The 26,897-nt window shown below is 35.2% G+C and carries 22 protein-coding genes and 1 pseudogene; 11 read left to right on the plus strand and 12 right to left on the minus strand.

The annotated features are described in order from the left end of the window. Window position 1: 1 nt before the first annotated feature. The 3 genes from OZP15_RS01010 to OZP15_RS01020 are packed head-to-tail and all read left to right on the plus strand — an operon-like array spanning window position 2 to window position 3,547. Entirely contained in the window at window positions 2-1,012 is a 1,011-nt protein-coding gene (locus OZP15_RS01010) for a carbohydrate binding domain-containing protein (protein WP_269226659.1), read from the plus strand. A gap of 6 nt (window positions 1,013-1,018) precedes the next feature. Continuing rightward, window positions 1,019-2,251 carry a glycoside hydrolase family 26 protein gene (locus OZP15_RS01015; RefSeq protein ID WP_269226660.1) on the plus strand — a complete coding sequence of 411 codons (1,233 nt, stop codon included), beginning with the start codon at window positions 1,019-1,021 and terminating at the stop codon, window positions 2,249-2,251. 9 nt (window positions 2,252-2,260) lie between these two features. Further along, window positions 2,261-3,547, plus strand: a complete 1,287-nt coding sequence (locus OZP15_RS01020) for a glycoside hydrolase 5 family protein (RefSeq protein WP_281336764.1) — start codon at window positions 2,261-2,263, stop codon at window positions 3,545-3,547. A 45-nt stretch (window positions 3,548-3,592) separates the two neighbouring features. On the opposite strand, the gene OZP15_RS01025 is transcribed toward OZP15_RS01020, so the two are convergent. The 5 genes from OZP15_RS01025 to OZP15_RS01045 all read right to left on the minus strand — a co-directional run bounded on the left by OZP15_RS01025 (window position 3,593) and on the right by OZP15_RS01045 (window position 10,396). Next, the gene (locus OZP15_RS01025) at window positions 3,593-4,438 is read right to left on the minus strand and encodes an RHS repeat domain-containing protein (RefSeq protein ID WP_269226663.1); all 846 of its coding nucleotides are present in this window, start codon (window positions 4,436-4,438) and stop codon (window positions 3,593-3,595) included. A 36-nt stretch (window positions 4,439-4,474) separates the two neighbouring features. Then, a complete protein-coding gene (locus OZP15_RS01030) occupies window positions 4,475-5,434 on the minus strand; it encodes an aldo/keto reductase (protein WP_281336765.1) in 960 nt (319 codons plus the stop codon). Window positions 5,435-5,529: 95 nt separating this feature from the next. Continuing rightward, window positions 5,530-7,824 carry a beta-glucosidase BglX gene (gene bglX / locus OZP15_RS01035; protein WP_281336766.1) on the minus strand — a complete coding sequence of 765 codons (2,295 nt, stop codon included), beginning with the start codon at window positions 7,822-7,824 and terminating at the stop codon, window positions 5,530-5,532. 105 nt (window positions 7,825-7,929) lie between these two features. Then, on the minus strand, window positions 7,930-9,309 hold the full coding sequence (locus tag OZP15_RS01040; RefSeq protein ID WP_281336767.1) for a sialate O-acetylesterase: 1,380 nt from the start codon (window positions 9,307-9,309) through the stop codon (window positions 7,930-7,932). Further along, window positions 9,299-10,396, minus strand: a complete 1,098-nt coding sequence (locus tag OZP15_RS01045) for an SGNH/GDSL hydrolase family protein (RefSeq protein WP_281336768.1) — start codon at window positions 10,394-10,396, stop codon at window positions 9,299-9,301. The genes OZP15_RS01040 and OZP15_RS01045 overlap by 11 nt, the downstream gene beginning before the upstream one ends. A 526-nt stretch (window positions 10,397-10,922) precedes the next feature. Here OZP15_RS01045 and OZP15_RS01050 point away from each other — a divergent pair. The 6 genes and pseudogenes from OZP15_RS01050 to OZP15_RS01075 all read left to right on the plus strand — a co-directional run bounded on the left by OZP15_RS01050 (window position 10,923) and on the right by OZP15_RS01075 (window position 15,770). Then, window positions 10,923-12,359, plus strand: coding sequence for a circularly permuted type 2 ATP-grasp protein (locus tag OZP15_RS01050; RefSeq protein WP_281336769.1), 1,437 nt, complete (start codon window positions 10,923-10,925; stop codon window positions 12,357-12,359). Window positions 12,360-12,405: 46 nt separating this feature from the next. Further along, window positions 12,406-13,362 (plus strand): alpha-E domain-containing protein, encoded by a 957-nt coding sequence (locus tag OZP15_RS01055; protein ID WP_281336770.1) that lies wholly within the window; start codon window positions 12,406-12,408, stop codon window positions 13,360-13,362. 6 nt (window positions 13,363-13,368) lie between these two features. Further along, window positions 13,369-14,334, plus strand: a complete 966-nt coding sequence (locus OZP15_RS01060) for a transglutaminase family protein (protein WP_281336771.1) — start codon at window positions 13,369-13,371, stop codon at window positions 14,332-14,334. A gap of 181 nt (window positions 14,335-14,515) precedes the next feature. Beyond that, entirely contained in the window at window positions 14,516-14,734 is a 219-nt protein-coding gene (locus tag OZP15_RS01065; RefSeq protein WP_269226670.1) for a hypothetical protein, read from the plus strand. A gap of 112 nt (window positions 14,735-14,846) precedes the next feature. Further along, window positions 14,847-15,035: pseudogene (locus OZP15_RS01070) on the plus strand (type II toxin-antitoxin system RelE/ParE family toxin); the annotation flags it as partial. Between the two features lie 147 nt (window positions 15,036-15,182). Beyond that, window positions 15,183-15,770, plus strand: coding sequence for an SMI1/KNR4 family protein (locus tag OZP15_RS01075; RefSeq protein ID WP_269226671.1), 588 nt, complete (start codon window positions 15,183-15,185; stop codon window positions 15,768-15,770). Window positions 15,771-16,018: 248 nt separating this feature from the next. On the opposite strand, the gene OZP15_RS01080 is transcribed toward OZP15_RS01075, so the two are convergent. The 7 genes from OZP15_RS01080 to OZP15_RS01110 form a co-directional block, all read right to left on the minus strand. Then, window positions 16,019-17,344, minus strand: a complete 1,326-nt coding sequence (locus tag OZP15_RS01080) for a murein hydrolase activator EnvC family protein (protein ID WP_281336772.1) — start codon at window positions 17,342-17,344, stop codon at window positions 16,019-16,021. 23 nt (window positions 17,345-17,367) lie between these two features. Further along, window positions 17,368-18,141 (minus strand): lipoprotein insertase outer membrane protein LolB1, encoded by a 774-nt coding sequence (gene lolB1 / locus OZP15_RS01085; protein WP_269226673.1) that lies wholly within the window; start codon window positions 18,139-18,141, stop codon window positions 17,368-17,370. Window positions 18,142-18,154: 13 nt separating this feature from the next. Continuing rightward, window positions 18,155-19,495 (minus strand): tetratricopeptide repeat protein, encoded by a 1,341-nt coding sequence (locus OZP15_RS01090; RefSeq protein WP_281336773.1) that lies wholly within the window; start codon window positions 19,493-19,495, stop codon window positions 18,155-18,157. Window positions 19,496-19,623: 128 nt separating this feature from the next. Then, window positions 19,624-20,634, minus strand: a complete 1,011-nt coding sequence (locus OZP15_RS01095) for a sugar phosphate nucleotidyltransferase (RefSeq protein WP_281336774.1) — start codon at window positions 20,632-20,634, stop codon at window positions 19,624-19,626. Window positions 20,635-20,676: 42 nt separating this feature from the next. Next, window positions 20,677-21,771, minus strand: coding sequence for a Fic family protein (locus OZP15_RS01100; RefSeq protein ID WP_269226674.1), 1,095 nt, complete (start codon window positions 21,769-21,771; stop codon window positions 20,677-20,679). 227 nt (window positions 21,772-21,998) lie between these two features. Then, window positions 21,999-22,433, minus strand: coding sequence for a dUTP diphosphatase (gene dut, locus OZP15_RS01105; protein ID WP_269226675.1), 435 nt, complete (start codon window positions 22,431-22,433; stop codon window positions 21,999-22,001). A gap of 228 nt (window positions 22,434-22,661) precedes the next feature. Continuing rightward, entirely contained in the window at window positions 22,662-24,125 is a 1,464-nt protein-coding gene (locus OZP15_RS01110) for a lipopolysaccharide biosynthesis protein (RefSeq protein WP_269226676.1), read from the minus strand. A gap of 261 nt (window positions 24,126-24,386) precedes the next feature. Between OZP15_RS01110 and OZP15_RS01115 the strand changes: the two genes are divergently transcribed. Both OZP15_RS01115 and OZP15_RS01120 read left to right on the plus strand, forming a co-directional pair. Next, complete coding sequence (locus OZP15_RS01115) at window positions 24,387-25,703, plus strand: BNR repeat-containing protein (protein ID WP_269226677.1); 1,317 nt, start codon at window positions 24,387-24,389, stop codon at window positions 25,701-25,703. Beyond that, window positions 25,703-26,863 (plus strand): glycoside hydrolase family 88/105 protein, encoded by a 1,161-nt coding sequence (locus OZP15_RS01120; protein ID WP_281336775.1) that lies wholly within the window; start codon window positions 25,703-25,705, stop codon window positions 26,861-26,863. The genes OZP15_RS01115 and OZP15_RS01120 overlap by 1 nt, the downstream gene beginning before the upstream one ends. The last annotated feature ends 34 nt before the right edge of the window (window positions 26,864-26,897 follow it).

Here is a 26,897-nt window from a genome sequence, read left to right on the forward strand (position 1 = left end):
TATGAAAAATATACTTTTATTACTCATTTTGCCTTTGTGCCAAATTTCATTTTCTCAAACCAACCTCATCAAAAACGGAGGTTTCGAAACCGAATTTGAAAGCTGGAGAGGACAAGAAGTAGCCACTATTTCGCCTTACGACAAAAAATCAGGTAAAAACGGCTGTAGCATCAATCAATTTGTAGGAGCCGAATGGAAAGGGCTGGATCAAATTGTAAATATTCCGAAAAACACCGTAGCCATAGAATTGAGCGGTTGGGTAAAAGCAGAAGCGATAGAAAAAGGAGCCAACGTTTGGAACACCGGAAAATTCGATATTGAATTTTTAAATTCTGGCGACAAAGGCATCAAAAACGAGAGTATTGCATCCGTTCTAGGAACAACACCTTGGACCTTTTATAAAAAGACAATTCCCGTTCCTGCTGGTGCTTCCAAATTAAGAATAATGCTTGCTTTAGGACAAACGAACGGCACCATACTTTTTGATGATTTGAAAGCCATTGCCATCTCTCAAGAACAAATGGATAAAATTCAAGCAGCCGAAAATGCTAAAACAGCCGCAGCAAATCAAGTAATTTTATCCAACGGTGGTTTCGAAGACGGAATGAATTCTTGGAGAGGAAATGTAACCACATCATCAACCATTTTCAAAGAAGGAAAAACAGCATTGGCATTAAATTCCACCACAATGGATTGGACAGGAATCGATCAAATTGCGGATGTTCCAGAAAATGTAACTTCCATAACGCTTTCGGGTTGGTTAAAATCAGACAATATCAAACAAGGAAAAGAGATTTGGAACAACGGCTTATTCAACGTAGAATTTACAGGAAATAACGACCAGAAAACGGGCGATCAAAACATCGCATTTGTAACCGCAACCACCGACTGGACTTTTTACACCAAAACTTTTCCAATTCCATCGGGAACCAAAAAATACAGAATTATGCTGGCTTTGGGATTTGCATCGGGAACACTTTATGCAGATGATATTACGGTAAGTTTTAAATAAATCATTATGAAAACTACAAATAAGAGCTTAATTCTAATCGGCTTGTTAGTGCTGACGGCTTGTTCTAAAGATGAGCCTACATCAGATTCTGTCTTGATAATTCCACCTGTTCTGGTTACTGATGTTTTGACCAGCGCAAACGTAAAAACCTATATGGTCGATCCAAATGCTACGGCAGAAACAGTGGCTTTGTTTTATAATTTAAAGAAATTAGCCAAAACAAAATTTGCTATTGGTCAACAAGATGCGTTCAATTCTTTTTACAACAACGGTTCTTCAACCGAGTCGGACATCAAAAAAACTACGGGTTTTGACCCTGCTGTTCTGTCCTCTGATTTTATGTTTATTACCGACAAAAACAATACTGGTCAAGCCAACAATTGGTTTTACCAGCAAGAAGTGATTATTACCGATGATGTAAAAGAAGCCTACGCCAAAGGAATGATTAACACTTTCTCTTGGCACATTCGTGAACCTAATAAAGAAGACAGTTTTTATGCTTCTGATATGACTGCGGATCAAAAGGTAACTGCTTTCAAAAGTATTTTACCTGGAGGTACCTATCACGCTTGGTACAAGGCAAAACTCGACAAAGTAGCCAGCGTTTTCCTGAATTTAAAAGGTTCTAAAGGCGAATTGATTCCCATTATTTTCAGACCTTTTCACGAATTTGATGGCAGTTGGTTTTGGTGGGGAGCTAATTTTTGTACGCCCGAAGAATACAAAACAGCATACAAATTTACCGTAGAATATTTAAGAGATACCAAGGGCGTTCACAATATTTTATATGCTTTTTCTCCTGACAACTCCTACACTACGTCCGACAATTATTTGAGTCGTTATCCTGGCGATGCCTACGTGGATGTTTTAGGAATGGATAATTATGGTGATTTTGCTGCTGGACAAGGACAAACAGGTTCGGATAGAGCCAATCTCAAACTGAAAATGATTTCGGATTTGGCTGTAGCCAAAGTAAAAATAGCCGCTCTGACCGAAACGGGCTACCAAGTAACAGCAACAACACCAGCCATAACGGATTGGTTTTCGACCTATTTGTACAATGCCCTAACTGCAAACAATATCGAAATAAGTTATGTTGTTTTTTGGAACAATCATCAAAATGGCTATTATGTTCCAACGCCAACAGCGTCTAATGCTTCTGATTTTAAAACATTTACCACGAAATCAAAATCCACTTTGGTGAATACGTTGCCCAAAATGTATGTTTTACCTAATTAATTAGAACAAATGAAAAACTTCATCTTCACTTTTTTACTCGTTTGCTGTGTAATAACCATTGGTTTTTCGCAGAAACAACAACCCAGAATCACGGTAAAAGGCACTCAATTCTTCAAAGCAGATCAACCCTATTCTTATATTGGAACCAATTATTGGTACGGAAGTTTGTTGGCTTCCAAGAAAGTGGGCGACCGAAAAAGACTGCTGCGAGAACTGGATTTGATGCAAAAAAACGGTATCGACAACTTGAGAATTTTGGTAGGAGCCGATGGTGGGAAATACGATTTTACCGTTCGTCCCGCTTTACAATACGCACAAGGAAAATACGACCCAGACTTGCTGGACGGTTTGGATTTCCTGATTGCCGAAATGGGCAAACGCAAGATGTACGCCGTTTTATTTTTGACCAATAACTGGGAATGGTCGGGCGGAATGTCACAATACTTGGAATGGTCTGGAAAAGGAGCGATTCCGGTTCCTGCTATTCCACCCAATACTTGGCCGCAATTTATGTCTTATACCGAAAAATTCTACAGCTGTGAATCGTGTATGGAAGCTTTGAATAATCACGTGAAGTTTATTATGACGAGAACCAATGCCTACACCAAAAGAAAGTACAACGATGACAATACTATTATGGCTTGGCAAGTCGGCAACGAACCGAGACTTTTTACCGTGGAAAATGAAGCCAAATTTACCGCTTGGCTCAACAACATTGTCGATTTGATGGATAGCTTGGACAAAAATCATTTGATTTCGACTGGTTCCGAAGGATTGAATAGTTCGAACGACAAGATAGAAATTTTCGAAAGAACGCATCAAAACCCGAATATCGATTATTTGACTATGCACATTTGGCCCAAAAACTGGAATTGGTTCAAAGCCGACGATGCCGAAAAAACCTTGCCAACCACATTAGAAAATGCCGGAAAATATATTGATGCCCACATCCAAGTGGCGCAAAATCTAAAAAGACCGATTATTATTGAAGAATTTGGTTTGCCAAGAGAAAACGAAAGTTTAATTTCTAGTTCAAATGTAGCCAATCGAGATGTTTTTTACAATTATATCTTCAATAGAGTTCTGGAAAGTCATAAAAATAAGGGCGTGTTGCAAGCCGCCAATTTCTGGGGATTTGGTGGCGAAGGTAAAGCCGTTACCCTAGACGGAAAATGGAAACCAGGTGATCCATTAACCACCGATCCACCGCAAGAACCACAGGGATTGAACAGTGTTTTTTCTTCGGATAAATCGACTTTGGATATTGTGAAAAAGTATAATTTGGAGTTGAAGTAAATAGAAAAAGGGAGCGAATATTAAAAATTTTGCTCCCTTTTTTTATTATTTACAAATGTTATATTGATAAACCTGAATTATCTTTACATCATAAGTCAACTTGGTAATTTCTTTTTTTGTAATTAAATTTTCCTGATTATAAAAATTTGTTGTTAATGATTCGCCTTTCACATTAATTGTAGTTACATTTCCAAATTTATCATAAGAATATTCAACATCATTCTCCTTTGAATAGCCATCAATATAATTTTTTGAAATTAGTCTTTTGTTTTCATCATATAAATATAAAAACTTATTATAAAGTTTATCTTTTCCGTCTAAATGATAAAAATTTTCTTCTTCAATAATTTGATTATTATCATTGTATTTATAAAATTGATTAATATGAAAAGGGTTGCCATCAACATATTCAGCTAATTTATTCCCTTTTTCATCATATTTAAACAAAATTTCTTTAGTTTCATTTTTTGATTTATTCGTATGAATTATTTTATAAATTTTATTTTTTAAATCATAATAAAACTTATCTGAAAAACTCTTACTCCATTGTTCAATTATTTTATTTTCAAAGTCATATTTATAATGAAGTTCATTATACAAATCCTTTTTTCCGTTTTCGATAGTTATCGTTTTGGAATTATTACTGTCATATTGAAATTCAAATTTAGAAAGTAATTTATTGTTATCATTATATATCAAAGATGTTATTTCATTCCCTTTTGAGTCATATTTAGTAATTTGTATGTTTTTAGGTCTTGTTTCATTACCAAAAAAGGAAAGAATTTTTACTTCACAAATTTTATTCTTTTTATAATATTCATTCATATTAGTTTGTGAAAATAAAAAAGATATTGATAAAAAATATATTGGAATAAATATTCTAAATTTCATATTCATTTTTTTGATTATAACAACTCACTCCCATTTTTACACAGACGCCAAAATAGCTTCAATCTTGCCCAATTCTGCTTGCGTAAAATCGATATTTCCCAACGCATCAATATTGTTCTGCAATTGTCCCACCGAGCTCGCACCAATCAACACCGAAGTAATTCGGTTGTCCTTGAGCAACCAAGCCAATGCCATTTGAGCCAAAGTTTGGTTTCTTTCTTGAGCAATGTCATTCAATGCCACGATTATCTTGATTTTTTCTTCGGTGATGTATTCGGGTTTCAAAAATCCTGCTTTGGAAGCTCTCGAATTTTCGGGAATTCCTTTGAGGTATTTATCGGTCAAAAGTCCTTGTGCCAATGGCGAAAAGGCGATGCAACCAATTCCTTTTTCTCCCAAAACGTCCAACAAACCTTCTTCGGGCGTGCGAACAAACATCGAATATTTCACTTGATGAATCAAACAAGGCGTTCCCAATTCTTTCAGAATCGCCGAAGCTTCGGCGGTTTGTTGGGGCGGATAATTGGAAATTCCTGCATACAAAGCTTTTCCACTTCGAACGGCATAATCCAAGGCCGTCATCGTTTCTTCCAAAGGCGTTTCGGGGTCAAAACGGTGCGAATAGAAAATATCCACGTATTCCAAATCCATTCGTTTCAAACTTTGATCCAAACTCGACAACATATATTTGCGAGAACCCCAATCGCCATAAGGCCCATCCCACATCGTGTAACCTGCTTTGGTCGAAATCACGATTTCATCACGCAAATTTCCTTGAAAATTGTTTTTGAGGATTTTACCAAAATTAGTCTCCGCCGAACCCGGAACAGGCCCGTAATTATTGGCCAAATCAAAATGGGTGATTCCTTTGTCGAAAGCCGCTTTGGCAATACTCTCGGCATTTTCGAATGAATCCACCGAACCGAAGTTGTGCCATAATCCCAAGGAAATTTGCGGCAATTTCAAACCACTTTTCCCACATCTATTGTATTCCATTGTATCGATTTAAAAAGTATAAAATATAAAACACGAATTTCACGAATTTTCACCAATAAATTAGTGCAAATTCGTGAAATTCGTGTTTCTTTTTTTTACTCCAACTCAAAACTACCTTCCAAACCTTTGTCGGAGCTTCCTCCCACCATAATTTTGAAAGTTCCCGGTTCTACTAAATAATTGCCGTCATTGTCAAAGAAACCCAATTCTTTGTCGGTTAAAGTCAGCGTAACAGTTTTGGTTTCACCTTTTTTCAATTCGATTAATTCAAAACCTTTTAACTCTTTTACCGGTCTTGCCAAACTGGCGGCAACATCGTGAATGTACAATTGAACCACTTCTTTTCCATCGTAATTCCCAGAATTGGTCACCTCAACCGAAACTTTTACCGCTTCTCCTTTGGCGAAAGCCGTTTTGTTGATTTTCAAATTTTTATAGTCGAAAGTCGTGTAACTCAATCCAAATCCAAAAGGGAATTGTGGTGTTTTCTCCACGTCGGTATAATGCGACCAAAACACATTTTTATCACTATTATTAGGTCTTCCCGTATTGAAATGGTTGTAATAAATAGGACATTGCCCCACGTTTCTTGGGAAAGACATTGGTAATTTTCCACTCGGATTGTAATCTCCATACAAGACTTGCGCCACAGCATTTCCAGTTTGAGTCCCCAAGTGCCAAGCCTCGACAATGGCAGGAATATGTTCGGCTGCCCAAGGCAAAGCCAAAGGTCTTCCGTTGTTTAACACTAATACAATATTCGGGTTAACTTTGTAGATTTCTTCCAACAATTCTTGCTGAACACCCGGCAAATCCAGATTCGTTCTACTACGACCTTCCCCCGATTGGAAACCAATTTCACCCAAAACCATCACCACAACATCGGCATTGGCTGCTACTTTTTTAGCAGCTTCAAATCCAGATTTATCGGTGGTGTTGAAAACCAATTCATCTTTGAAAGACTGTTTTTCCACCACTACATCAGCTCCTTTTTCGAAAGTCAGTTGGTTGTTTTTGTACTGTTGCATTCCTTCCAAAACCGAAACAGCAGTATTGTCGTCGGCAGCAATTCGCCAACTTCCCAATGGGCTGTTTTTGTCATTGGCCAAAGCGCCAATCAAGGCAATTTTTTGTCCTGATTTTTTTAGCGGCAACAAATTCTTATCATTCTTTAACAAGACGATTGATTTTTTGGCCATATCCAAAACCCCGTCGTTGTTGGCTTTGTTGCCAATGGTCGCTTTTTCTCTAGCTTCGTCGCAATATTTGTAAGGATCGTCAAACAATCCCAATTCGAATTTTACCCGAAGAATTCTTCGAACGGCATCGTCCACCAAAGCTTCTTTTACTTTTCCGTCTTTGACCAATTTGACCAATTCTTTTACATACAAATGCGATTCCATATCCATATCCGAACCTGCTTTCACGGCTTTTTCAGAAGCTTCGGCTCCATCTTTGGCAAAACCGTGCGAAACCATTTCTTTGATAGAAGCCCAATCGGTAATTACGAATCCGTCAAATTTCCATTTGCCTTTTAAGATGTCTCTTTGCAAAAAACTACTTCCTGTAGCAGGAATTCCGTTCAAAATATTAAAGGAATTCATATAGGTTCGCACTCCAGCATCGTTTGCCGCCTTGAATGGTGGCAAAACCGTGTTGTAAAGCGTGGCATTACTAATATCAACCGTGTTGTATTCCAGTCCAGCTTCGGCAAAACCGTAGGCTGCAAAATGTTTGGCGCAAGCCGCAATGGTATTTACTTTCGATAAATCGGCTTTGGTTTCTCCTTGAAAACCTTTGACTCTGGCCGTTGCAATTTTGCTTCCCAAATACGGGTCTTCGCCGGCACCTTCCATCACTCTTCCCCAACGTGCGTCACGGGAAATATCGACCATTGGGCCAAAAGTCCAGTTAATTCCCGATGCCGAAGCTTCGTCAGCCGCAATTTGAGCCGATTTTTTGATCGCTTCCAAATCCCAACTGGCCGCTTCTGCCAACGGAATTGGACTCAACGTTTTGTATCCGTGAATGACATCAAAACCTATGATTAATGGAATTCCCAATCGCGTTTCTTCGACAGCAATTTTTTGGACTGCACGCACTTCTTTCACACCACGAACCGTTAACATCGAACCGACCCAACCGTCACGCAAATGTTTGTATTTTATTTCGGCGTTTCCAGTTTTTGGTGCTGGGCCTGTTACTTCCCAAAAACCATTGTATTGATTCATTTGACCCACTTTTTCTTCGATGGTCATTTCTTTCATTAACAATGAAATGCGTTCTTCAATAGGTTTTGTTTTATCTAAATGTGGTTTTTTTTGTGCGTTCATAGTTCCAATGGTAATCAGGCTAAAAAATCCTGTGATGATTATTTTTTTGTTTTTCATAGTGATAGTTTGATTTCCTGCAAGGTTTCTAAAACCTTGTAGGTGTTTTTTAATTCATTAAACCTACAAGGTTCGAAAAAAACCTTGCAGGACGGACAACTACAATTACTCGCTTAAAAAAGACGAAGCGGGTAAATTGGCTTTATTAAAAAGTTGAGATTGTGCATTATTTTTCCATTCGAAACGCACTTTTACAGGTGTTTTCACTTTATCCGATTGTAGAATTACTGAATTATTTTTGATGATTGCCACAGCTTCATAATAAACGCCATCCGCTCCAGCTATTTCAAATTGATTGACTTTAGTATTTGAAAAATGCAATCCATCGGCGAAATCGAAAGCAACTATTACTTTATTTTTTTCAATTTTTATTCCTTTGTAAAGTGGTCCGTTAGCTAATGCAGTATTGGTTTTATACGTATTCACTAATGCCAAATTCGCCAAACGAATTCCCACCGATTTTTTGTCTTTTGGATGAATGTCGTCAATAGGCGAAATGTCGCTGGTGATTGCCATTCCAGTATTGGGAACTACTTGCAACACTTTTCGTTGCGCATCTCGGATTATTGCTCCTGCAAAATGATTTTCTCCGTAATTAAAAGGCGCAATCTGAACGTAATAAAACGGAAAATCCGATTTCCATAATTTCCTCCAAGAGGTAATTAAAGCCGAAAAGGTTTTGTCATAAACTGACGAACCTACGTTGCTTTCGCCTTGATACCAAATCACGCCAGCGATTTTGAAGTTTATCAATGGATAAATCATCGCATTGAACGCGCGTCCGGGTTGGTTTGGTCCATATCTTTCTTCTTTTCGGGTTTTGGCGGCTTCTAATAAAATAGCATCGTTTTGAATCACTTCTTCTGGTGTCCAAATTTCTGCTGGAGTTCCTCCCCAATTGGACGAAATCAAACCGATGGGCACATTTTTTAAATCTTCCTGCAAACGTTTGGCAAAAAAATAACCCACAGCACTGAAATATTTCATCGTTTCGGGCGTGCTTTCTGTCCAGTTTCCTGATAAATTATTTTGAGGAGTTGTAGCCGTTAATTTAGGAATTTTAAAAAATCGGATATTCGGATTTGTGGCATTTTTGACTGCTTCATCACCGTTTTCGATTCCCCAACCGGCATTCATTTCCATATTAGATTGTCCAGAACAAATCCAAACTTCGCCAATTAGGATGTTTTTCAAGACAATTTCATTGTAGCCTTTTATAGAAATCGTGTATGGTCCACCTTCTTTGGGCGTTGGAATCTGGATTTCCCATTTCGCCTGATTGTTGGTTTTGACTTTATAGGTTTGATTGTTCCAACTTGGAGAAACGACTATTTCTTCCTGTGCATCTGCCCAACCCCAAATGGTAACTTCAGCATTGCGTTGCAAAACCATATTATCCGAAATTACATTCGGCAGCGTAATATTGGCGAAAGCCGAATTGTAAAATGTCAAAAAAAGAACGAATGTGATTATATTATTTTTCATCTAATAATTTTTTAAAGAAAGGAATTAATTGTTCTGCCATAATTTTATCATCATTCATATCGGGATGATAGCCGCACCCTTTTGGAATCATTGGTTGGAATTCAAACAATTCGATTTTTTTGTGAATAGTGTCGTTTTCGAATGCTTGAATTACTTTTTTCAAACATTTTACCAAAGTCACATTTCTATCTCCCGAAACCATTGGACTGTTGAGCACAACAATTCGAGTGTTAGGAGCGTGTTTGTAAACGGTTTTGATGAATTCGATGTAATTCGAAACGTATTTTTCTTCGTTGAAGGGCAGTCTCGGTTTTTTACCATCGCCATCGGAAAGGTCGTTGGTTCCCAAACAAATGCTTACCAAATCGGGTTGAAATTTAAAATCGTAGAGTTTTGATTTATCTGTATTGAGATATAAATTTTCATAAACATCGGGGATAATGGGTTCTAACAGATGCTCGTCGTTCCAGTTGCGATACATTCCGTAACCCGAAACGGAACTTAATACAAAATCGAGATTCAAAGCTCTAGAAAGCACTGGACCATAAGCCAAATAGGCGTTATGCTGGTCGAACCAATCGCCCGTTCCACAAGGAATTGTGGTGGCATCGTTGCCAAATCCACAGGTGATGGAATCGCCAATGAGTTCTATTTTTTTCTTGTTTTTGGGGGCTGTACTTTCAATTAATTGGGCTGTTGTTCCTGCAAATAAAACGCCACCATTGGCTGCTTCGGTAGCTTTGTAAATGGCGAGATGGTGGGTGTTTTTCTTTTCGGTGACTGTGATTGGGAAAGATTTGGCTTCGCCTTTTTCGATTCTTATTCTTCCTATATATTTTCCGTCGAGTTCAAGTGAAACGTAATTTTGGTGATCGACCAAACTTTGCAAAGAAATGGAACAAGAATTTCCTTTAAAATCAAAAGAAATGGAAGAGGCTGCACCAACCAATATGGCTTTATTTTCCTCTATTTTTTCTATTCTCCCTTGGTAATGAAAATGCGATTGGGTTTGCTCCTCCTTTTGAGCCAAAGATGTTAACGAAATTGCAAATACTACAATTAAGAGCTGAATTTTTCTAAATATCATTTTTTATCGACTTAAATTATGAATATAATAACGTTGTAAATATAAAATTTTAATACATCTCAAAAAGATACTATAATATCAAATTATAATCGAAAATTTACTTTATCGAAAATTTAAAAAATAAAGGTAAACTATTTTAAAAACTAGTAAATAGCTTCAATTTTTCAACTATCTTTAACAAAAACCAATCCAAGAAGTACATTTTATTACTATTAGAACAATTATTGATTTAGAAACAATAATAAAACATAAAAAGCTAAAAAATTTATTATTTTTACTATAATACCCCTATAAAAAACAGGGTTAACTAGATATTTATAGCTTTTATAATTACAAAATTGAAAAAACTAGGGGGTAAAATAATATATATTATCAAAAATGATTGTCAAAATAACGAATATAGCATAAGTTGTTAAATATTCAAGAAAAACGTCATTTTGAATAAAATAAAATAATAAATTTGTCTTAAACAGCTGTTTTCTACATCAAAATAGCACAAAATTAGAATATTTAACAAAGAACAAATATGATGGAGTTGACACCAAAATTAAACCCGAATGGTTGGGACGAAATGTTTTCGAGTAAAGGAGTACGAACTTCTTATTCGAAAGTATTGCAAACGATACAAAACTTGAGTCCCGAAAATTTAAGTCAAAAGCAAAAACAATCTGCTGATTTTTTTATGAATCAGGGTATCACTTTTACGGTTTATAGCGATGACAACCAAGGAATTGAACGCATTTTCCCGTTTGATATTATTCCTAGAATTATTACCAAAAAAGAATGGAACGAAGTAGAATCAGGTATTAAACAACGTTTGAAAGCGCTGAATTTATTTTTGGAAGACATTTACAACGAGCAACTTATCATCAAAGAAGGCTTGATTCCTGCTTCATTAATTGCATCTTGTCCACATTACATTCAGGAAGTTCATGGTATTAAATTACCACATAACATTCACATTCACATTGCTGGAATCGATTTAATTCGTGGAGCAAAAGGCGAATTTTATGTCTTGGAAGACAACCTTAGATGTCCGAGTGGTGTGAGTTATATGCTAGAGAATCGTGAAATAACCAAACGAATTTTTCCAGAAATGCTTTCGGCAAATCATGTGAGCATGGTGGGGAAATATCCCATGATTTTGCACAATATTTTGATTTCGATGTCGCCAAGAAACATTTCGAATCCGAATGTGGTTTTGCTGACTCCGGGTATTTACAATTCGGCTTATTACGAACACACTTTTTTAGCCCGACAAATGGGAGTTCCGCTTGTAGAAGGTCGTGATTTAGTGGTAAACAACAACAGAGTTTATATGAAAACTACTTCGGGATTGCAACAAGTAGATGTGATTTACAGACGTTTGGACGATGAATATATGGATCCATTGGTCTTTAAACCAGACAGTACTTTAGGAGTTCCTGGATTGATAAGCGCCTATAAACACGGTAATGTTGCCCTAGTAAATGCTGTTGGAAATGGGGTTGCCGATGACAAAGCGGTTTATGCTTTTGTACCTCAAATGATAAAATTTTACCTCAACGAAGAGCCTATTCTGAAAAATGTTCCTACCTACCAAATGGAAAACGAAGAGGAAAGAGAACATGTATTTGCCAATATGGAAAATATGGTTATCAAAGAAACCAATCAAAGTGGTGGCTACGGAATGATTATGGGGAACAAAGCCACTCAAGAAGAACTAGAAAAAGGCAAAATTGCCATTCTGGCCGATCCTCGTAATTTCATCGCTCAACCAATTATTCAGCTTAGCACCGTGCCATGTTTGATTGATGGGGAATTAAAACTGCGACATGTAGATTTAAGACCTTATGCTTTGTGTGGGCCTAATGGGGTAGAAATTGTTCCTGGTGGACTAACCAGAGTAGCTTTGACCGAAGGTTCGCTAGTCGTTAACTCTTCGCAAGGTGGTGGCAGTAAAGACACTTGGATAATAGAGTAAAATAAAAATTAAAAAGGGTTCTTTTTTCCTTTATATAAAAAACAATATGATGAAAACAAATATGCTCAGCCGAGTTGCAGATGGAATGTTTTGGCTTAACCGCTATATGGAAAGAGCAGATGGAATGCTACTGACTCTAAACACCTTCTACATCCTATCTTTTGACAAAGAAATGAATGATTCTCAAGGCTACAAACCTTTGTTAGAATACTATACCGATTTATCAAGAACACAAATTGCACAATCACAATACGACACTAATTTTGTATTAAAATACATTATTTGTGACAATCAAAATTACAATTCAGTCAAAAATTTAGTGATTAAAGCCCGTGAAAATGCCAGAGGTTCTCAAGATAAGATAACCAAAGAACTTTGGGAACACATCAACTCGCTGTATCATTATATGAATGCGCCTGATTTGCCAAAACGATTAGAAACTTATGAAGCTTTGAGTATCATCACCAAACTCAACAAAGACCTTTTGCTCTACAACGGGATTCTTCACGTTACCATGCCAAGGGGAATGGGGTGGTGTTTTTCAAGTGTTGGTAAGCACATTGAGCGCTGTTTACAAACCATTTCGCTAACACAAGCGTACTACAAACCTATCAGTTACAATTTAGATGGCGAAGAAGATTTACTGTACTGGAGAAGGCTATTATTGTCTCTATCGGGTTACGAACAATATTTAAAAAGTTACAGCAACATTTCGCACAGTCGTAAAGTAGTACAGCACGTGATTTTTAACAAAGATTTTTCGCATTCGGTAATGTACACTTTAGAATACATTGACAAATATCTGGATTATTTAATCATGGACAATAATTCTAGCGAAGCCAGAACCTTGCAAAATCAATTTGGAAGGCTAAAAAGCTTGGTCGAATTTACCGATTATTATAACCTGAACAATAAGCAATTAGAAGAAGTTTTAGAACAAACTAAAAAACAATTGATTCAGTTTTCGACTGATTTTTCTAAATTATTTTTCTCTTATACCTAAAAAAAAATGGCAGTTTTTAAAATAGTTCACATCACAAAATACCAATACAATTGGCCTATCAAAGAGAGCATCAACGAGATTCGATTGTTTCCTTACAACTTTGAAAATCAAGATGTATTGCAGCACCATATTTCGATATCAAACAACCCTAGTGTTGATATTTCACATGATTATTATGGCAACAGGGTGGGGAATTTTAACACACTTGAAGCCCATCAGGAAATGACTATAGAGTCGAGGATGCTTGTGCGTGTCAATCATTCGCTAAAGATTCCCGAAATTGATGCAACAACAGTCGAGGATTTGGATAAAGAAAAAGAAAAAAGCATTATGTTGCAACGCCTTTGTTATCCTGAACTCATCGAAAAACAAAAGCAAATTGATCTTGTTTTAAAAAAAATCAATCTCCCAGGCAAATCAATTGTAGCCATTGCTCAAGAGTGTAACGAATATATTTTCAAAAATTTTACTTACACCAAAGGCATTACCAACATCAAAACCACCTTGGACGAAGTGCTGGAAATTAGAAAAGGAGTATGTCAGGATTTTGCCCATTTATTGTTGCAATTTTTGCGAACAGTAGGCATACCATCCCGTTATGTCAGTGGATATGTTTGCCCTAATGCAAGCGGACTTCGAGGCGAAGGTGCTACGCATGCTTGGGTCGAAATTTATACGCCTACGCAAGGCTGGCTTGGTCTTGATCCCACCAACAATATCTGGACCATGGACAATCACGTTAAACTTTCGGTAGGAAGAAATTTTTATGATTGTACGCTGGTAAAAGGAACTTTTAAAGGATTTGCTCGCCAAACGCTTTCAGTTTGTGTATCTATTGGTTATGAAGACGGAAGACAGTTTGAGGAAGTCAATAACGTACAACTGCAAGAAGCCACAGAGGCCGAAAAAGTACAATACGATTATCTGGATGAATTGCAGAAACAAAAACAACAACAGCAACAACAGCAATAAAAGCTAGCAAAATAATTACAGAAAGCCTTGTTTCATATTCTAGAAACAAGGCTTTTTTATTGGAATAAATTATACGGATTTAGATTATGATTACGATTGGATAAAAATTTAGACCGAATTATTTAAACAAATAAAATAAGCAATAAAATACTTATCTTTGGGATAATAAACACTCGATATTATGAACTTGCAAGCAACAAAAATGGAGCTAATTGAAATGCTCATAAGCACAAAAAAAGCTACAGTCCTAAAGAAAATAAAAGCCATTTTAGAAGAAGAACAAGAGTATTTAACAAAGGAAGATTATAAAATAATTAATGCTCGTAGAGAACGCCATTTAAGTGGCGAAAGCAAATCCTATTCTTGGCAAGAAGCGAGGCAAAAAATCCAAAATCGCTAGTTTAATAATGAAATATACTTTAGAGATCATAGAAGAAGCAATTGCAGATATGCAAAAAGCCTATGATTACTACGAAGAAAACAAAACAGGATTAGGCTAACGCTTTTTAAATACTTTAGATTATTATTTTGAACGATTACAAAAACATCCTGAACATTATCAAATTAAGAGAAAACCTTACCGAGAAGCATTTATAAAAGACTTTCCTTATTTGATTATTTATGAAATACAAAAAACGGTTGTCGTGGTTTATGCTGTTTTTAATACCTATTTAGACCCAAAGAAAAAACCAATTAAATAAAAACAGAAGTAAAAAGGCAAGACCAACTACTGCTACCTTTCAACAAAAAACGCCATCCGAATCACACAGCATCTCCCAGATTTTCAGGAACTTTTTTTATGGAAGACTTCAGATAGCTGGTGTAATTGACTATATAATGTATAAATAATGTTAAGAGAGAAATTGTTAATCCTTGAAAAAGTATTAGTTGAAAAAGGAAATCCTATTGTTAATTCGATGGAAGAACCAAAAGATTATGATGAGTTATTTGAATTAATAACCAATTATAAGTTTTCATTTTCAAAAGATTTTATAGATTTTTATTTATGGAAAGGAGGTCTTAAATCGACTTTGTTATTTACAGAAGAAGCATTTGACTGCGAATTAACAGCTTTTGGGAATTTTTTTGAAATTGACGGTTTGTTAAGTTTTTTTACAATGGAAAGAATTTCAAAAACTTTGCCGTACGAAAATAAATTTTTGGCATTTTTTTTAAATTCAAGTGGTGACCGAGTAATTATTGATTTAAAAGAAAAAAGTAAAACATTTGGTAAGATTTTTATCTTTTCTCCTTCAATTACTTTGAGTTCAAAACCGATGCAAATTTTTGATTCTGTTGAAAGTATGGTTGATACAATAATTGAATGTTATCAGAAAGAAGCCTATAAAATTTCTAATGGCAAATTAGAAATTGATTACGATTTAGAATCTGAAATTGCACAAGCGATTAATCCTCATTCTGAATTTTGGGATTAAATATGATTGAATAGATATGTCAACATAATGATAATTTTAGCCATAGAACTAGTTTATCCTATTGATTACTGGTGCAGTGCTACCCAGATTACTATGTCTTTAGCAAATAATAATTCATAAAACTCGATAATTAAGTTGTAAGTATCTCAGACCTCGAAAACACAAACAGGGGAAAAAACACAAAACAAGCCAACAAAAAACCCCGCAATCAGCGAGGTTTCGTTTGTAATTATTTTTGATTTCTTACATTAATTAGACAACCAACTAGCTGGGTTTTGATAGATTGTATTTTGCTGAACAATAAACTTAAGAACTGTTTTTCCATCTCCAGTAGTTCTTACCCTACCTATAGTCTGTTTTCTACTTACTTTGTCGCCTTTGCTTACGCTTACAGAGCTTAAATTGTGATATACCGTAATGTAATCCCCATGCTGAATAAACACTCCTTTACTTCCTGATGGCGAAATCATTACTGCTGTAACTTCTCCGTCAAAAACAGCTCGTGCGCTAGCGCCTTGTTCGGTAGTAATATCTACTCCACTGTTGTGAACCGTCAATGTAGAAAAAACAGGATGCGGCTGATTACCATAACCCAACGAAATAAATCCTTTTTCGACAGGAAAAGGCAATCTTCCTCTATTGGCTTTAAAATTATCTGAAACAATTTTCAGTTCTGGTGTTAATACTATTTTTGAAGAAGACACTGCTGGCGCGGCAGCAACAATCTCTTTGGCACGGGTTTTTATTTCTTCTTTGGTGGCTACTTTAGTATTATTGGCTTTGGCTTTGGCCTCGGCTTCGGCTTCTGCTTTTTTCAAGGCAGCTTCTAAAGCTGCTTTCCTATTGGCTTCGGCAATGGCTGCTCTAATCAAACGATCGATTTGCCTGTCAATATTTTTGGCTTCTTGTTGTTTTTTCTTAACGTCAGCCGTTATTTTTCTCTTGTCTTTTTTGATGGAATTCAACAATTTTAATTGCTCATTTTTCTCTTTTAATAAAGACAAACGCTCTTTTTCATTCTCGGCAATTAGTTTTTTCTTTTCGTTTTTTTGAACATCTAATTTTCCATTAAACTCTACAAGCTCCTTCGATTTAGAACTAATTTCCTGACCTTGAGCTTTTCTATAACCGGTATATTGTTTCATATACTGGGCTCTTTTATAAGCCTGTAAGAAATTTTCGGATGATAATAAAAACATGGCTCTGCTTTGTTCCGAACGACTTTTATAGGATTTCAAAATCATTTTGGCATAATCCTCCTTGAGAACTTCTAATTCTCTTTTGAGCTTATTGATTTTCAACTGATTGATATACATGTCATTGCTCAACAATTTAGCTTGTTTTTCAGTTGTATTAATCAGTTTTTCTTTGAGTTTTATTTTGTTCCCTTGAATAACAACAACGTTTACGGCTGTTTTTTCTTTCTTCTTGACCGTTTTCAACATCTCTTCATTATCCCTAATTTCTCTTTGAATTTGGGCTTTTCTGGCTTCCAGTTTTTCTTGTTGGGAATCTTGGCTCCATGATAACGAAGTCAAGCAAATACATAATAGGCTTAGGAGAAATTTTGACATATTTGAAATAAGTTTGTGCAAATTTACTTAATTATAATTCTTTTGTAACCATTTGGAACACTATATGGGAAAGAAAGTTCCTCGTTGAAGGTTATTGTATTGTATTCAAAATTGATTTTTGACTTTCCTTTGGGTTGAATGGCGTTGATTATTACTCTCGAAGGCAAAGTACCTTCTTTGTAAACCGTATTGTTATAATACCCCACATCAATCATTCTATCTTTAGCAGTTTGAGCGATTTCTTGTTTGTTTAGCATAAAAGTATTGGCATCAAAATAAAAAGATTTTTTGAAATCCCCTGCTGATTCGTCTTCCAATTTATAGCCTTGATCCGCAATAGATTCCGTATATTTTCCTTTTTCTAAATCGTCAATAGCACGACCCAAAAGCATATTTTGAATTTTGGTATAATCCAAATCGGTGCCCAACCATTGGCTCAAAGTACTGAAATCACCTTCGAAATAATTACTTCCCATTTTCTCGTAATAGCTTACAGATGTTGGCGTAATAGATGCTTTTGCCATAGTAATTCCAAGAAAACGAACACTTACCAAAATTTGTTCGTCTTTCTTGATTTTGATTTCGGCGGTAACATTTTGGCTTTGTTTGTCGTCTGCATATTGCACATTCGATTTGATGTATAATGTTTTAAAATCGATTGTGTTGTTGTTGTAGCTGGCTATAATTTTCTTGGCACTCATGCCTGAATCAGTAGGCTTTGTAGCACTAACAACAACCGATTTGGATTTACATCCCACCAATAAAACAAGTACTACTATTGCTAAAAATCTTTTCATTCGAATTGTTATTTTATTTTTTTAATAATTGATTGGCTTTTGAAAAATACTGTTCTTTTTTCTTGAAATCGCCCAATCCATTGTAGGCTTCCGCCAATTGTAAATTGAAATTCACTTCTAATTTAACGTCATCCACTAAATAATCCAAACCTATTTCTAGCATTTCCTTGGCCTTCTTGAACTGCTGTAACTGATTATTTGCCATTCCGGAATAATAATAAAATTGCGGTTGAGACGGAAATAATTCTACCATTGCAGAAGCTTTTTTGGCAACCAAATCAAATTGTTTGGTTTCGACATAGCCTTGTAATAAAAGTAAATTAGCCTCTGCATCATCGACTTTATTTTTTAAACTTAATTCATAATAATGAATGGCTTTGTCCCATTGTTTTTTATTATGAAAATACTTTCCAATCTCTTTGGCTACATTTACATTAGGGTCATTTTCTAAATAAGCAATTGCCTTTTCCAAATCAGCTCCATATTGTGGATTTTTATTCACAAAATTTAAAAACTCATTTAGTGTTCGATGCTTTACAGCAGCATCAATATTCGGACTTGATAAAACCACATTCATCGATTGTATGGCTTTTTGGTTTTCACCATTATCCAAATAATACTTGAACATTCCCACTTTTGCCCATGCTGAATTTGGAATGGCTATATCCATTTTTTTAGTGATTTCGAAAGCTTTTTTTGCTTCGCCGTTCTCCAAATACAATCGAATTAGATTAATATAATTAGACTCTTCTTTAGGATTTTTATCAATTTGACTGATTAAATTGTCTATTTCAGTATTCTTGAATTGACCTTGAGCCAAAATCTGCTGTTTGTAATTGTCTCTTTTAGTGGTTTTTCCAATTGTTTCGTTCAACTCATTGATAAGAACGAGTGCTTTGTCAAATTGTTGCGTGTTCATATACAAAGAGGTCAAATCCTCTTTGTATATCGGGTCAAACTCAATTAATTTATTTACCGAAATCTGCGCTTGAGTATAATTTTTGGCTTCGTAACTGGCTTCATACATTCCTACCCAAAACCATTTGTTTTTAGGATCAATTTGTGTTGCCTTTTCGAACGAAGTATAACTTTGATCGTATTTCTTTGAGGCTAAATAATTCTTTCCTAGTTCGAAATAAACTGTCGCATCATTGGGTTTTAATTTCAAACAATATTCCAATTCTGTGATGGCTTTATCGTAATTCTCGATTCCTTTTTGTTTTAAAGATTCGTAGAAATGTTCCTCGAATTTATCAGGTTCTGAATTGATTTCCTCTGGTTCTGTTTGCGCCAATAGCAAAGCTGAATTGCAAAGCAAAACCAAGAATAAAAAGAAGGAAACCGTTTTTTTCATTTAAAAAAATTAAACACAAAGTTCACAAAGAAGGCACGAAGAACACCAATTGATTCTTAATTTAACCTTGTAGGCATGAATTTTATACCTATAAGGTCAAAAAAAAGACCTTGCAGGAAATTAAAAAATTATTCTAATACCGAATAATCGCCAATGCTAATGCTAGTAAAATTACCATCAAAACTAGCATGACTTCCTATCATGGCGTTGTCTAAATTGGCATTTTTTATAGTTGAATTCGTTTGAACCAAACTGTTTTTGATAGTAGCATCCAATACTTTACAACCATTTCCTAAAGACACATTTGGACCCACAGTAGCGTTAATTAAAACCACATCTTCACCAATATAACAAGGAGGAATAATCGTTGCATTTTCTAATTTTACAGTTGCAGCCACTAATTCTTCTCCGTCTTGATGTAAAAATCCTAACATTCTAGAATTGGTTTCAACCGTAACATCTTTGTTTCCGCAATCCATCCACTCGGCCACTTCTCCAGGAACAAAAACCATTCCTTTTGCCATCATTTGCTTGATTCCGTCGTTAATTTGATATTCACCTCCGTGAATAATATTGTTATCTAAAACCAATTGCAATTCATTTTTAAGAACCGCAACGTCTTTGAAATAATAAATTCCGATAACAGCAAGGTCCGAAACAAATTCTTTTGGTTTTTCGACCAATTCAATAATGTGATTTTCTTCGTTCAAATTGACTACACCAAAAGCTTCTGGCTGATCTACTTTCTTTACCCAAATCACGCTGTCGGCATTTTGATCTAAATCAAAATCGGCACGAATTAAAGTATCAGCATAAGCAATTACGGCCGGTCCGCTCAAGGAATCTTTGGCACACATAATAGCGTGACCTGTTCCCAATGCTTCATTTTGATAATAAATAGTTCCTTTTGAACCTAATTTTTCAGCAATGGCAATTAAATCCTCTTCTACATTTTTTCCAAAACTTTCGTGAATGATGAAGGCAATTTCTTCAATATCCTGATTTAAAACGCCTGCAATATCCTCAACTAATCGATGTACGATTGGTTTTCCTGCAATTGGAATTAAGGGTTTTGGAATGGTTAATGTGTGAGGTCTTAATCTGGAACCACGTCCAGCCATTGGTACTATTATTTTCATTTTATAATATTATTATTTTAATTTATTATGTTTTTAAAGTATTTATTCAGAAAGTATGGCTATCAAAGCCTTATTAATATAGTAAATCTCATTACCAATTTTTACAGATCCAAGTATTCCTTTCGATTCCAATTTTTTTAAATAATCACTCGCTGTCTGTCTTTTTGCTATATTATAATCTTCCAAAACTTTGATTTTAATGTAAGGATGGCTAAAAATTAAGTCTATTAATTCTTTCGTATAAGACGATTTCAAAACTTCCTTTGCATTGATTATTGTATCTTCTTTTAATTGAAGAATACTATGTATCTTACTTAATGTCATCGCACTAGTTTCGGAAATACCATTTACCACAAACAAAACCCACTCTTCCCAATTGCCTTCTTCGGTTATTTCTCGGAGTAATCTATAATAGTCGGACTTATTTTGAATAATATAATTACTTAAATACAAAACAGGTAATCCTAATAATTCTTGCTGAATTAGATACAATATATTCAAAATTCTTCCAGTACGACCATTGCCGTCGCTAAAAGGATGAATAGCCTCAAATTGATAATGAACTAAAGCCATTTTTATCAATGGATCTAAATCTGAAAATTCATTATTGTTGATAAAAATTTCTAATTGACTTAACTTTTCTCTGATAACATTCTCTCCTTCTGGTGGAGTATAGACCACTTGATTATTAGTAGGATTGGCTAATTTTGTTCCTGTATTTTTCCTTATATTCTCGGTCGAACCACGTAAACGTTGCATTAATCCTACCAATAAATTAGTTGTAATTAAATTGTTTTTCTGTAATTCTTCGATTCCCCAATAAATAGCTTCTCGATATTGTAATACTTCTTTAGCAGCTTGATTTTTTACCGTATCTCCCATCAAGGTAGCTTTATAAAGCTCATCTTGTGTGGTAACAATATTTTCTATAGCATTGGATTCTTTACTCTCTTGAAGTACAATCGTATTCAATAGCATTTGAGGATTAGGCAAAGTTTGGCAATATCCTTTTAATTCCGCCAATAATTTATTTGCTTTTATAATTGCTTTAAAAATTGGCGTTGTTTCCAAATCTTTATTTGGAGGCAAATTAGGCAAATCATTATAAGCAATATCTTTATTAAACGTTGTTTTCATTTTTATATTTTTTTTAATTAATATGTCGATTGAATCGACATTAAAAAAACCTATGTCGAAAATAATGTAAAAAATCGACATAGATGACAGCTGTGTCGATTCAATCGACATTCAATAAAAGTATGTCGAAAATAACAATAAAAATCGACACGTTATTATCTATGATATTTATGCTAAAAGATTTTTGAGTGATTATGATCTGCTAACTGCCACTGAACACTGCCTACTTACTTCACTCCCGTACTTCCAAAACCGCCTTCGCCTCTTGATGTTTCCGATAATTCTCGAACTTCAATCCATTCGGCTCTTTCGTGTTTGGCGATAATCAATTGGGCAATGCGTTCGCCGTTTTCGATAACGAAAACTTCATTGGATAAATTGACTAAAATCACACCAATTTCTCCACGATAATCAGCATCAACCGTTCCTGGTGAATTCAAAACTGTGATTCCTTTTTTGGCAGCCAATCCACTTCTTGGTCGAACTTGTGCTTCATAACCTATTGGTAATTCAATGAAAAGACCCGTTTTGACGATGGTTCTTTCCAATGGATTTAAGGTTACAGATTCGGTTAGATTTGCTCTTAAATCCATTCCTGCCGAAGCTATGGTTTCGTAGTTGGGTAAATCGTGTTGCGATTTGTTGATGATGTTTATTTTCATTTTTTTTAATTTGTTTAGACAGATTACAATCTGTCCGTCTTATAATATGTACTCGATTAATATTGAAAATTTAAACCACATAGAAATAAAGAAAATAGTAAAACGCTTTGCTCATCATAGATTTCATAGCTATGTGTAAATAAAATACCTATGGAAATCTTTGTAAATTATTTTTTTAAAACTCTATGTGGTTAAAAATTATTTAATCGAACTCATATTGATTATGATTTATTTTTTTCGTTTAATGATGCCTAATATCGTTTCTTTTTCGTTGTGATACACAAAATACATAAACCCTAATAACAACGGAATTCCAACGAAATAATTTTCACGGAAAACATAAAAAGAAATGATAGAAAACAAAATAGATAATCCTAAATAACCTCCAATTTTATTCAAATCATAAGGAATAGGATAGTATTTATTTCCTAGAAAATAAGATATCGACATCATGCTTCCGTAAGCTACAATCGTGGCAATTGCAGAACCATAATAACTGTATTTTGGAATCAATAAATAGTTTAAAACCAAAGTCAAAATAGCTCCAACGATAGAAATATAAGCCCCAATTTGAGTTTTATCCGTCAGTTTGTACCAAACTGAAAGGTTGTTGTAAATTCCCAAAAAGAAATTGGCCAAAATGATTAACGGTACCACTTTCATCGCTTCCCAATAGGATTTATTGTCGAGTAATAACATCTTTAAAACATCGGCAAAAACGATAACTCCCAATAAAATCAATGAACCCAAGATCACGAAATATTTAGTAATCACGGCATAGGTTTGTGGCGCATTTTCGTTATTAGAATGACTAAAGAAGAAAGGCTCAATACCCAAACGGAAAGCCGTTGCAAACAAAACCATAAACAAACCTAATTTGTAACAGGCTGAATAAGCTCCTACTTCAGATTTGGCAATATTTTCTGGAAGCAAATAACCCAGTAAAATTTTGTCGAAATGTTCATTAACAGCAAAGGCAATTCCAGCCACCAAAATTGGTAAACCGTATCGCATCATTTTTCTCCAAAGCACTTTATCGAATCTTCGATTCAGAGAAAGATAATTGGGCGAAAGCACAAGCAAAGTCAATAAACTTGCTAATAAATTGGCCACGAAAATATAACCAATTTCGAAATTTTCAATGTATAAGTTTTCTATAAAAGTACCTGGGTTTTCTTGTGCAAATGTTGGCAAATACAGTAAAAAGAAAATATTCAGAGACAAATTGACCACTACATTTCCAATCTTAATCGCAGCATAAACCATGGGACGCTGATTGGCTCGCAATTTCGAAAATGGAACAATAACCAAGGCATCCAACACTAAAATCCAAATGGAATAGGTAACATATTGCACATCGACATTGGCATAAGCCGCCAAAGAATTTCTAAAAATTAAAGCCCCAAAAAGAAAGAAAATCGATGACCAAAATATGGAAATGGTAGAAGTAGCAATCACATTTTGCTTGTCGGTTTCAGAATTATAAAAACGAAAAAAAGCAGTTTCCATTCCGTAAGACAAAATCACATTGAAGAAAACCATCCACGAAAGTACGATGGTCACTTCGCCATATTCGGCAGTTGGCAATATTCCGGTGTATAATCGAACCAAAAGGAAGCTTAACATTCGAGGTAAAACCGTTGCTAGTCCGTATATTGCCGTTTGTTTGAAAAGATTTTTATATAATCCCAAGGGTGTATCTGTTAGTTTTTATAACGCAAAAATAACCATTTCTTTGGTTTAATTCTGATTTTTTATTGGTTCAAATAAACGGGTTTCAAGAACATTCCATAAGATAGAAACCAAAACTGAATAGCATAGATTTTACACGACAAAAATTAAAAACTGGTATGTTTTGATTCGTATCCATTCTAAAATCTTTTATTTTTACTTTCCTTTGCTTGAATTAAAACATTCTATCACCCTTTTTACTTTTAAATTATAAATCAAATAATGAAGGCTAACTATATCTATAAAATTTTACTTTTTGGCTTTTGTCTGCTGAATTTATGGGCTTGTGCTACAAAGTCAAATGTAACAATTCCGGTGGGCAATGGTTGGAGCAACAACTCTATTAATACCGTTAAATTTAGAAAAAATGCGTTAACTACTTTCAAAAATTTTCAATTCATTGCTTATTATGATGGCGATGGCGCAGTGGTTTTAGGGAAAAGAAAATTAAACACAACGAATTGGGAAATCGTAAAAACACCTTATTCAGGAAATGTAAAAGATGCACACAACAGCATTAGCATTGCCGTAGATGGCGACGGTTTTTTGCACATTAGCTGGGATCATCACGACACCAAACTGCGTTATGCCAAAAGTAAATTGCCTTTGGGATTGGATTTAGGCAACGAAGAATCGATGACAGGAAGCGCCGAACAAAAAGTGACTTATCCAGAATTTCACCATTTGCCCAACGGAAATTTATTGTTTTTTTACCGTTCCGGTTCTTCCGGAAGAGGGAATATGGTTATCAATTCGTATGATGTAAAACAGAAAAAGTGGTCGCAATTGCAAACCAATTTAATCGATGGCGAAAATAAAAGAAGTGCCTATTGGCAAGCCAAAGTCGATCAACAAGGCGTAATTCATCTTTCATGGGTTTGGCGAGAAAGTTGGGATGTTTTTACCAATCATGATTTGTGTTATGCACGTTCGAAAGACGGTGGAGTGAGTTGGGAAAAATCGAATGGCGAAAAATACAGTTTGCCTATTACAATAAATTCCGCAGAAATGGCTTGGAAGATTCCGCAAAAAAGTAGTTTAATCAATCAAACTGCCATGACGACTGATGCAAAAGGAAATCCGTTTATTGCCAGTTATTGGAGCGAAAATTCGATTCCACAATTTCAGATTGTCTATTTGGAAAAGGGTGTTTGGAAAAAAACAAATACCGCTTTCAGACAAACTCCTTTTTATTTGGGAGGTGGAGGCACCAAAAAAATTCCGATTTCCAGACCTGATTTATTAGTTAAAGAAGATGCGGGAAATCGGTATTTGTACCTGTTGTTTCGAGACCAAGAAAGAGACAATAAAATAGCCGTGGCATACACCAATTTAGAAAAAGACAGTGTTTGGAAAGTGAAAGATTTGACCACAACATCCGTAGGCGAATGGGAACCCAATTATGATATTTCGCTTTGGGAGAAGGAAAAAAAACTTCATATTTTTGTTCAAAACGTCAATCAAATTGATGGCGAAGGACTAGCCAAAACACCGCCAACAATAGTTCAAGTATTAGAAGTAAATCAATTACCAAAATAATGAAAGTAAACAAAATAGTATCCGTTTCAGGACTTTTTCTAGTCTTGTTTTTAGTTTCTTCTTGTAGTTCGAATAAAACAATTGCGAAAGAAAATATTTTAGACAGCAAGCAAAATGTTTTAGAAATCGTAAATAGAGTCAATCACTATTGGCAAGAAAAAAATCCAGTTCCTGCTAATGCTTTTTGGCACCCTGCGGCTTATCATACTGGAAATATTGAAGCTTATAAACTCACCAAGAAACAAGAATATTTGGATTATTCGAAAGCTTGGGCGGAAAAAAACCAATACAAAGGCGCTCAATCCGACAATAAATCGGAATGGAAATACAATTATGGCGAAACGAACAAACACGTTTTGTTTGGTGATTGGCAAATTGCTTTTCAAACCTATATCGATATCTACACTTTAGAAGGTAAAAAAGATGTTGAAAAAATAAAGCGAGCCCGAGAAGTTATGGAATACCAAATGAGTACGCCGGCCAACGATTATTGGTGGTGGGCTGACGGACTTTATATGGTTATGCCTGTCATGACCAAATTGTATAAGGTTACTGGAAATGAACTTTACTTGAAAAAGCTAGAAGAATATTTCGCTTACGCCAACAGCATTATGTATGACGAGGAAACGCATTTGTATTTTAGAGATGCTAAATATGTGTATCCCAAACACAAGAGTTTGAATGGCAAAAAAGACTTTTGGGCCAGAGGTGACGGATGGGTTTTTGCTGGTTTGGCAAAAGTGATTCAAGATTTGCCTAAAAATTCAAGTATTCGAAAAGATTTTATTGCTCGTTATAAACTGATGGCAGCCTCTATCAAAGAAGCACAACAACCCGAAGGCTATTGGACTAGAAGTATGCTCGATCCGCAACATGCTCCAGGACCAGAAACCAGTGGAACAGCATTTTTTACCTATGGGTATTTGTGGGGAATAAATAATGGCGTTTTAGACCAAAAAACCTATTTGCCAGTAGCAATCAAAGCTTGGGATTATTTATCGAAAACAGCGCTCCAAAAAGACGGAAAAGTAGGCTATGTTCAACCCATTGGCGAAAGAGCCATTCCAGGACAAGTGGTGGATGTAAATTCTACTGCCGATTTTGGTGTGGGTGCTTTTTTATTAGCTAGCTGTGAGATGTATCGGTTTTTGGATAAATAAATAAGTCATACTGTTTTAAACAAAAAAAGTCCCG

This window comes from Flavobacterium eburneipallidum, from assembly GCF_027111355.2.
GTDB lineage: Bacteria > Bacteroidota > Bacteroidia > Flavobacteriales > Flavobacteriaceae > Flavobacterium > Flavobacterium eburneipallidum.

What these genes read in the sequence shown, in the direction of transcription:
- bglX (WP_281336766.1), bottom strand. Translation starts at nt 7,824, where the DNA reads ATGAAAAACAAAAAAATAATCATCACAGGATTTTTTAGCCTGATTACC.
- OZP15_RS01040 (WP_281336767.1), bottom strand. Translation starts at nt 9,309, where the DNA reads ATGAAAAATAATATAATCACATTCGTTCTTTTTTTGACATTTTACAAT.
- OZP15_RS01020 (WP_281336764.1), top strand. Translation starts at nt 2,261, where the DNA reads ATGAAAAACTTCATCTTCACTTTTTTACTCGTTTGCTGTGTAATAACC.
- OZP15_RS01050 (WP_281336769.1), top strand. Translation starts at nt 10,923, where the DNA reads ATGATGGAGTTGACACCAAAATTAAACCCGAATGGTTGGGACGAAATG.
- OZP15_RS01025 (WP_269226663.1), bottom strand. Translation starts at nt 4,438, where the DNA reads ATGAAATTTAGAATATTTATTCCAATATATTTTTTATCAATATCTTTT.
- OZP15_RS01055 (WP_281336770.1), top strand. Translation starts at nt 12,406, where the DNA reads ATGATGAAAACAAATATGCTCAGCCGAGTTGCAGATGGAATGTTTTGG.
- OZP15_RS01030 (WP_281336765.1), bottom strand. Translation starts at nt 5,434, where the DNA reads ATGGAATACAATAGATGTGGGAAAAGTGGTTTGAAATTGCCGCAAATT.
- OZP15_RS01060 (WP_281336771.1), top strand. Translation starts at nt 13,369, where the DNA reads ATGGCAGTTTTTAAAATAGTTCACATCACAAAATACCAATACAATTGG.
- OZP15_RS01015 (WP_269226660.1), top strand. Translation starts at nt 1,019, where the DNA reads ATGAAAACTACAAATAAGAGCTTAATTCTAATCGGCTTGTTAGTGCTG.
- OZP15_RS01045 (WP_281336768.1), bottom strand. Translation starts at nt 10,396, where the DNA reads ATGATATTTAGAAAAATTCAGCTCTTAATTGTAGTATTTGCAATTTCG.
- OZP15_RS01120 (WP_281336775.1), top strand. Translation starts at nt 25,703, where the DNA reads ATGAAAGTAAACAAAATAGTATCCGTTTCAGGACTTTTTCTAGTCTTG.
- OZP15_RS01090 (WP_281336773.1), bottom strand. Translation starts at nt 19,495, where the DNA reads ATGAAAAAAACGGTTTCCTTCTTTTTATTCTTGGTTTTGCTTTGCAAT.
- OZP15_RS01095 (WP_281336774.1), bottom strand. Translation starts at nt 20,634, where the DNA reads ATGAAAATAATAGTACCAATGGCTGGACGTGGTTCCAGATTAAGACCT.
- OZP15_RS01010 (WP_269226659.1), top strand. Translation starts at nt 2, where the DNA reads ATGAAAAATATACTTTTATTACTCATTTTGCCTTTGTGCCAAATTTCA.
- OZP15_RS01115 (WP_269226677.1), top strand. Translation starts at nt 24,387, where the DNA reads ATGAAGGCTAACTATATCTATAAAATTTTACTTTTTGGCTTTTGTCTG.
- dut (WP_269226675.1), bottom strand. Translation starts at nt 22,433, where the DNA reads ATGAAAATAAACATCATCAACAAATCGCAACACGATTTACCCAACTAC.
- OZP15_RS01080 (WP_281336772.1), bottom strand. Translation starts at nt 17,344, where the DNA reads ATGTCAAAATTTCTCCTAAGCCTATTATGTATTTGCTTGACTTCGTTA.
- OZP15_RS01100 (WP_269226674.1), bottom strand. Translation starts at nt 21,771, where the DNA reads ATGAAAACAACGTTTAATAAAGATATTGCTTATAATGATTTGCCTAAT.
- lolB1 (WP_269226673.1), bottom strand. Translation starts at nt 18,141, where the DNA reads ATGAAAAGATTTTTAGCAATAGTAGTACTTGTTTTATTGGTGGGATGT.
- OZP15_RS01075 (WP_269226671.1), top strand. Translation starts at nt 15,183, where the DNA reads ATGTTAAGAGAGAAATTGTTAATCCTTGAAAAAGTATTAGTTGAAAAA.
- OZP15_RS01065 (WP_269226670.1), top strand. Translation starts at nt 14,516, where the DNA reads ATGAACTTGCAAGCAACAAAAATGGAGCTAATTGAAATGCTCATAAGC.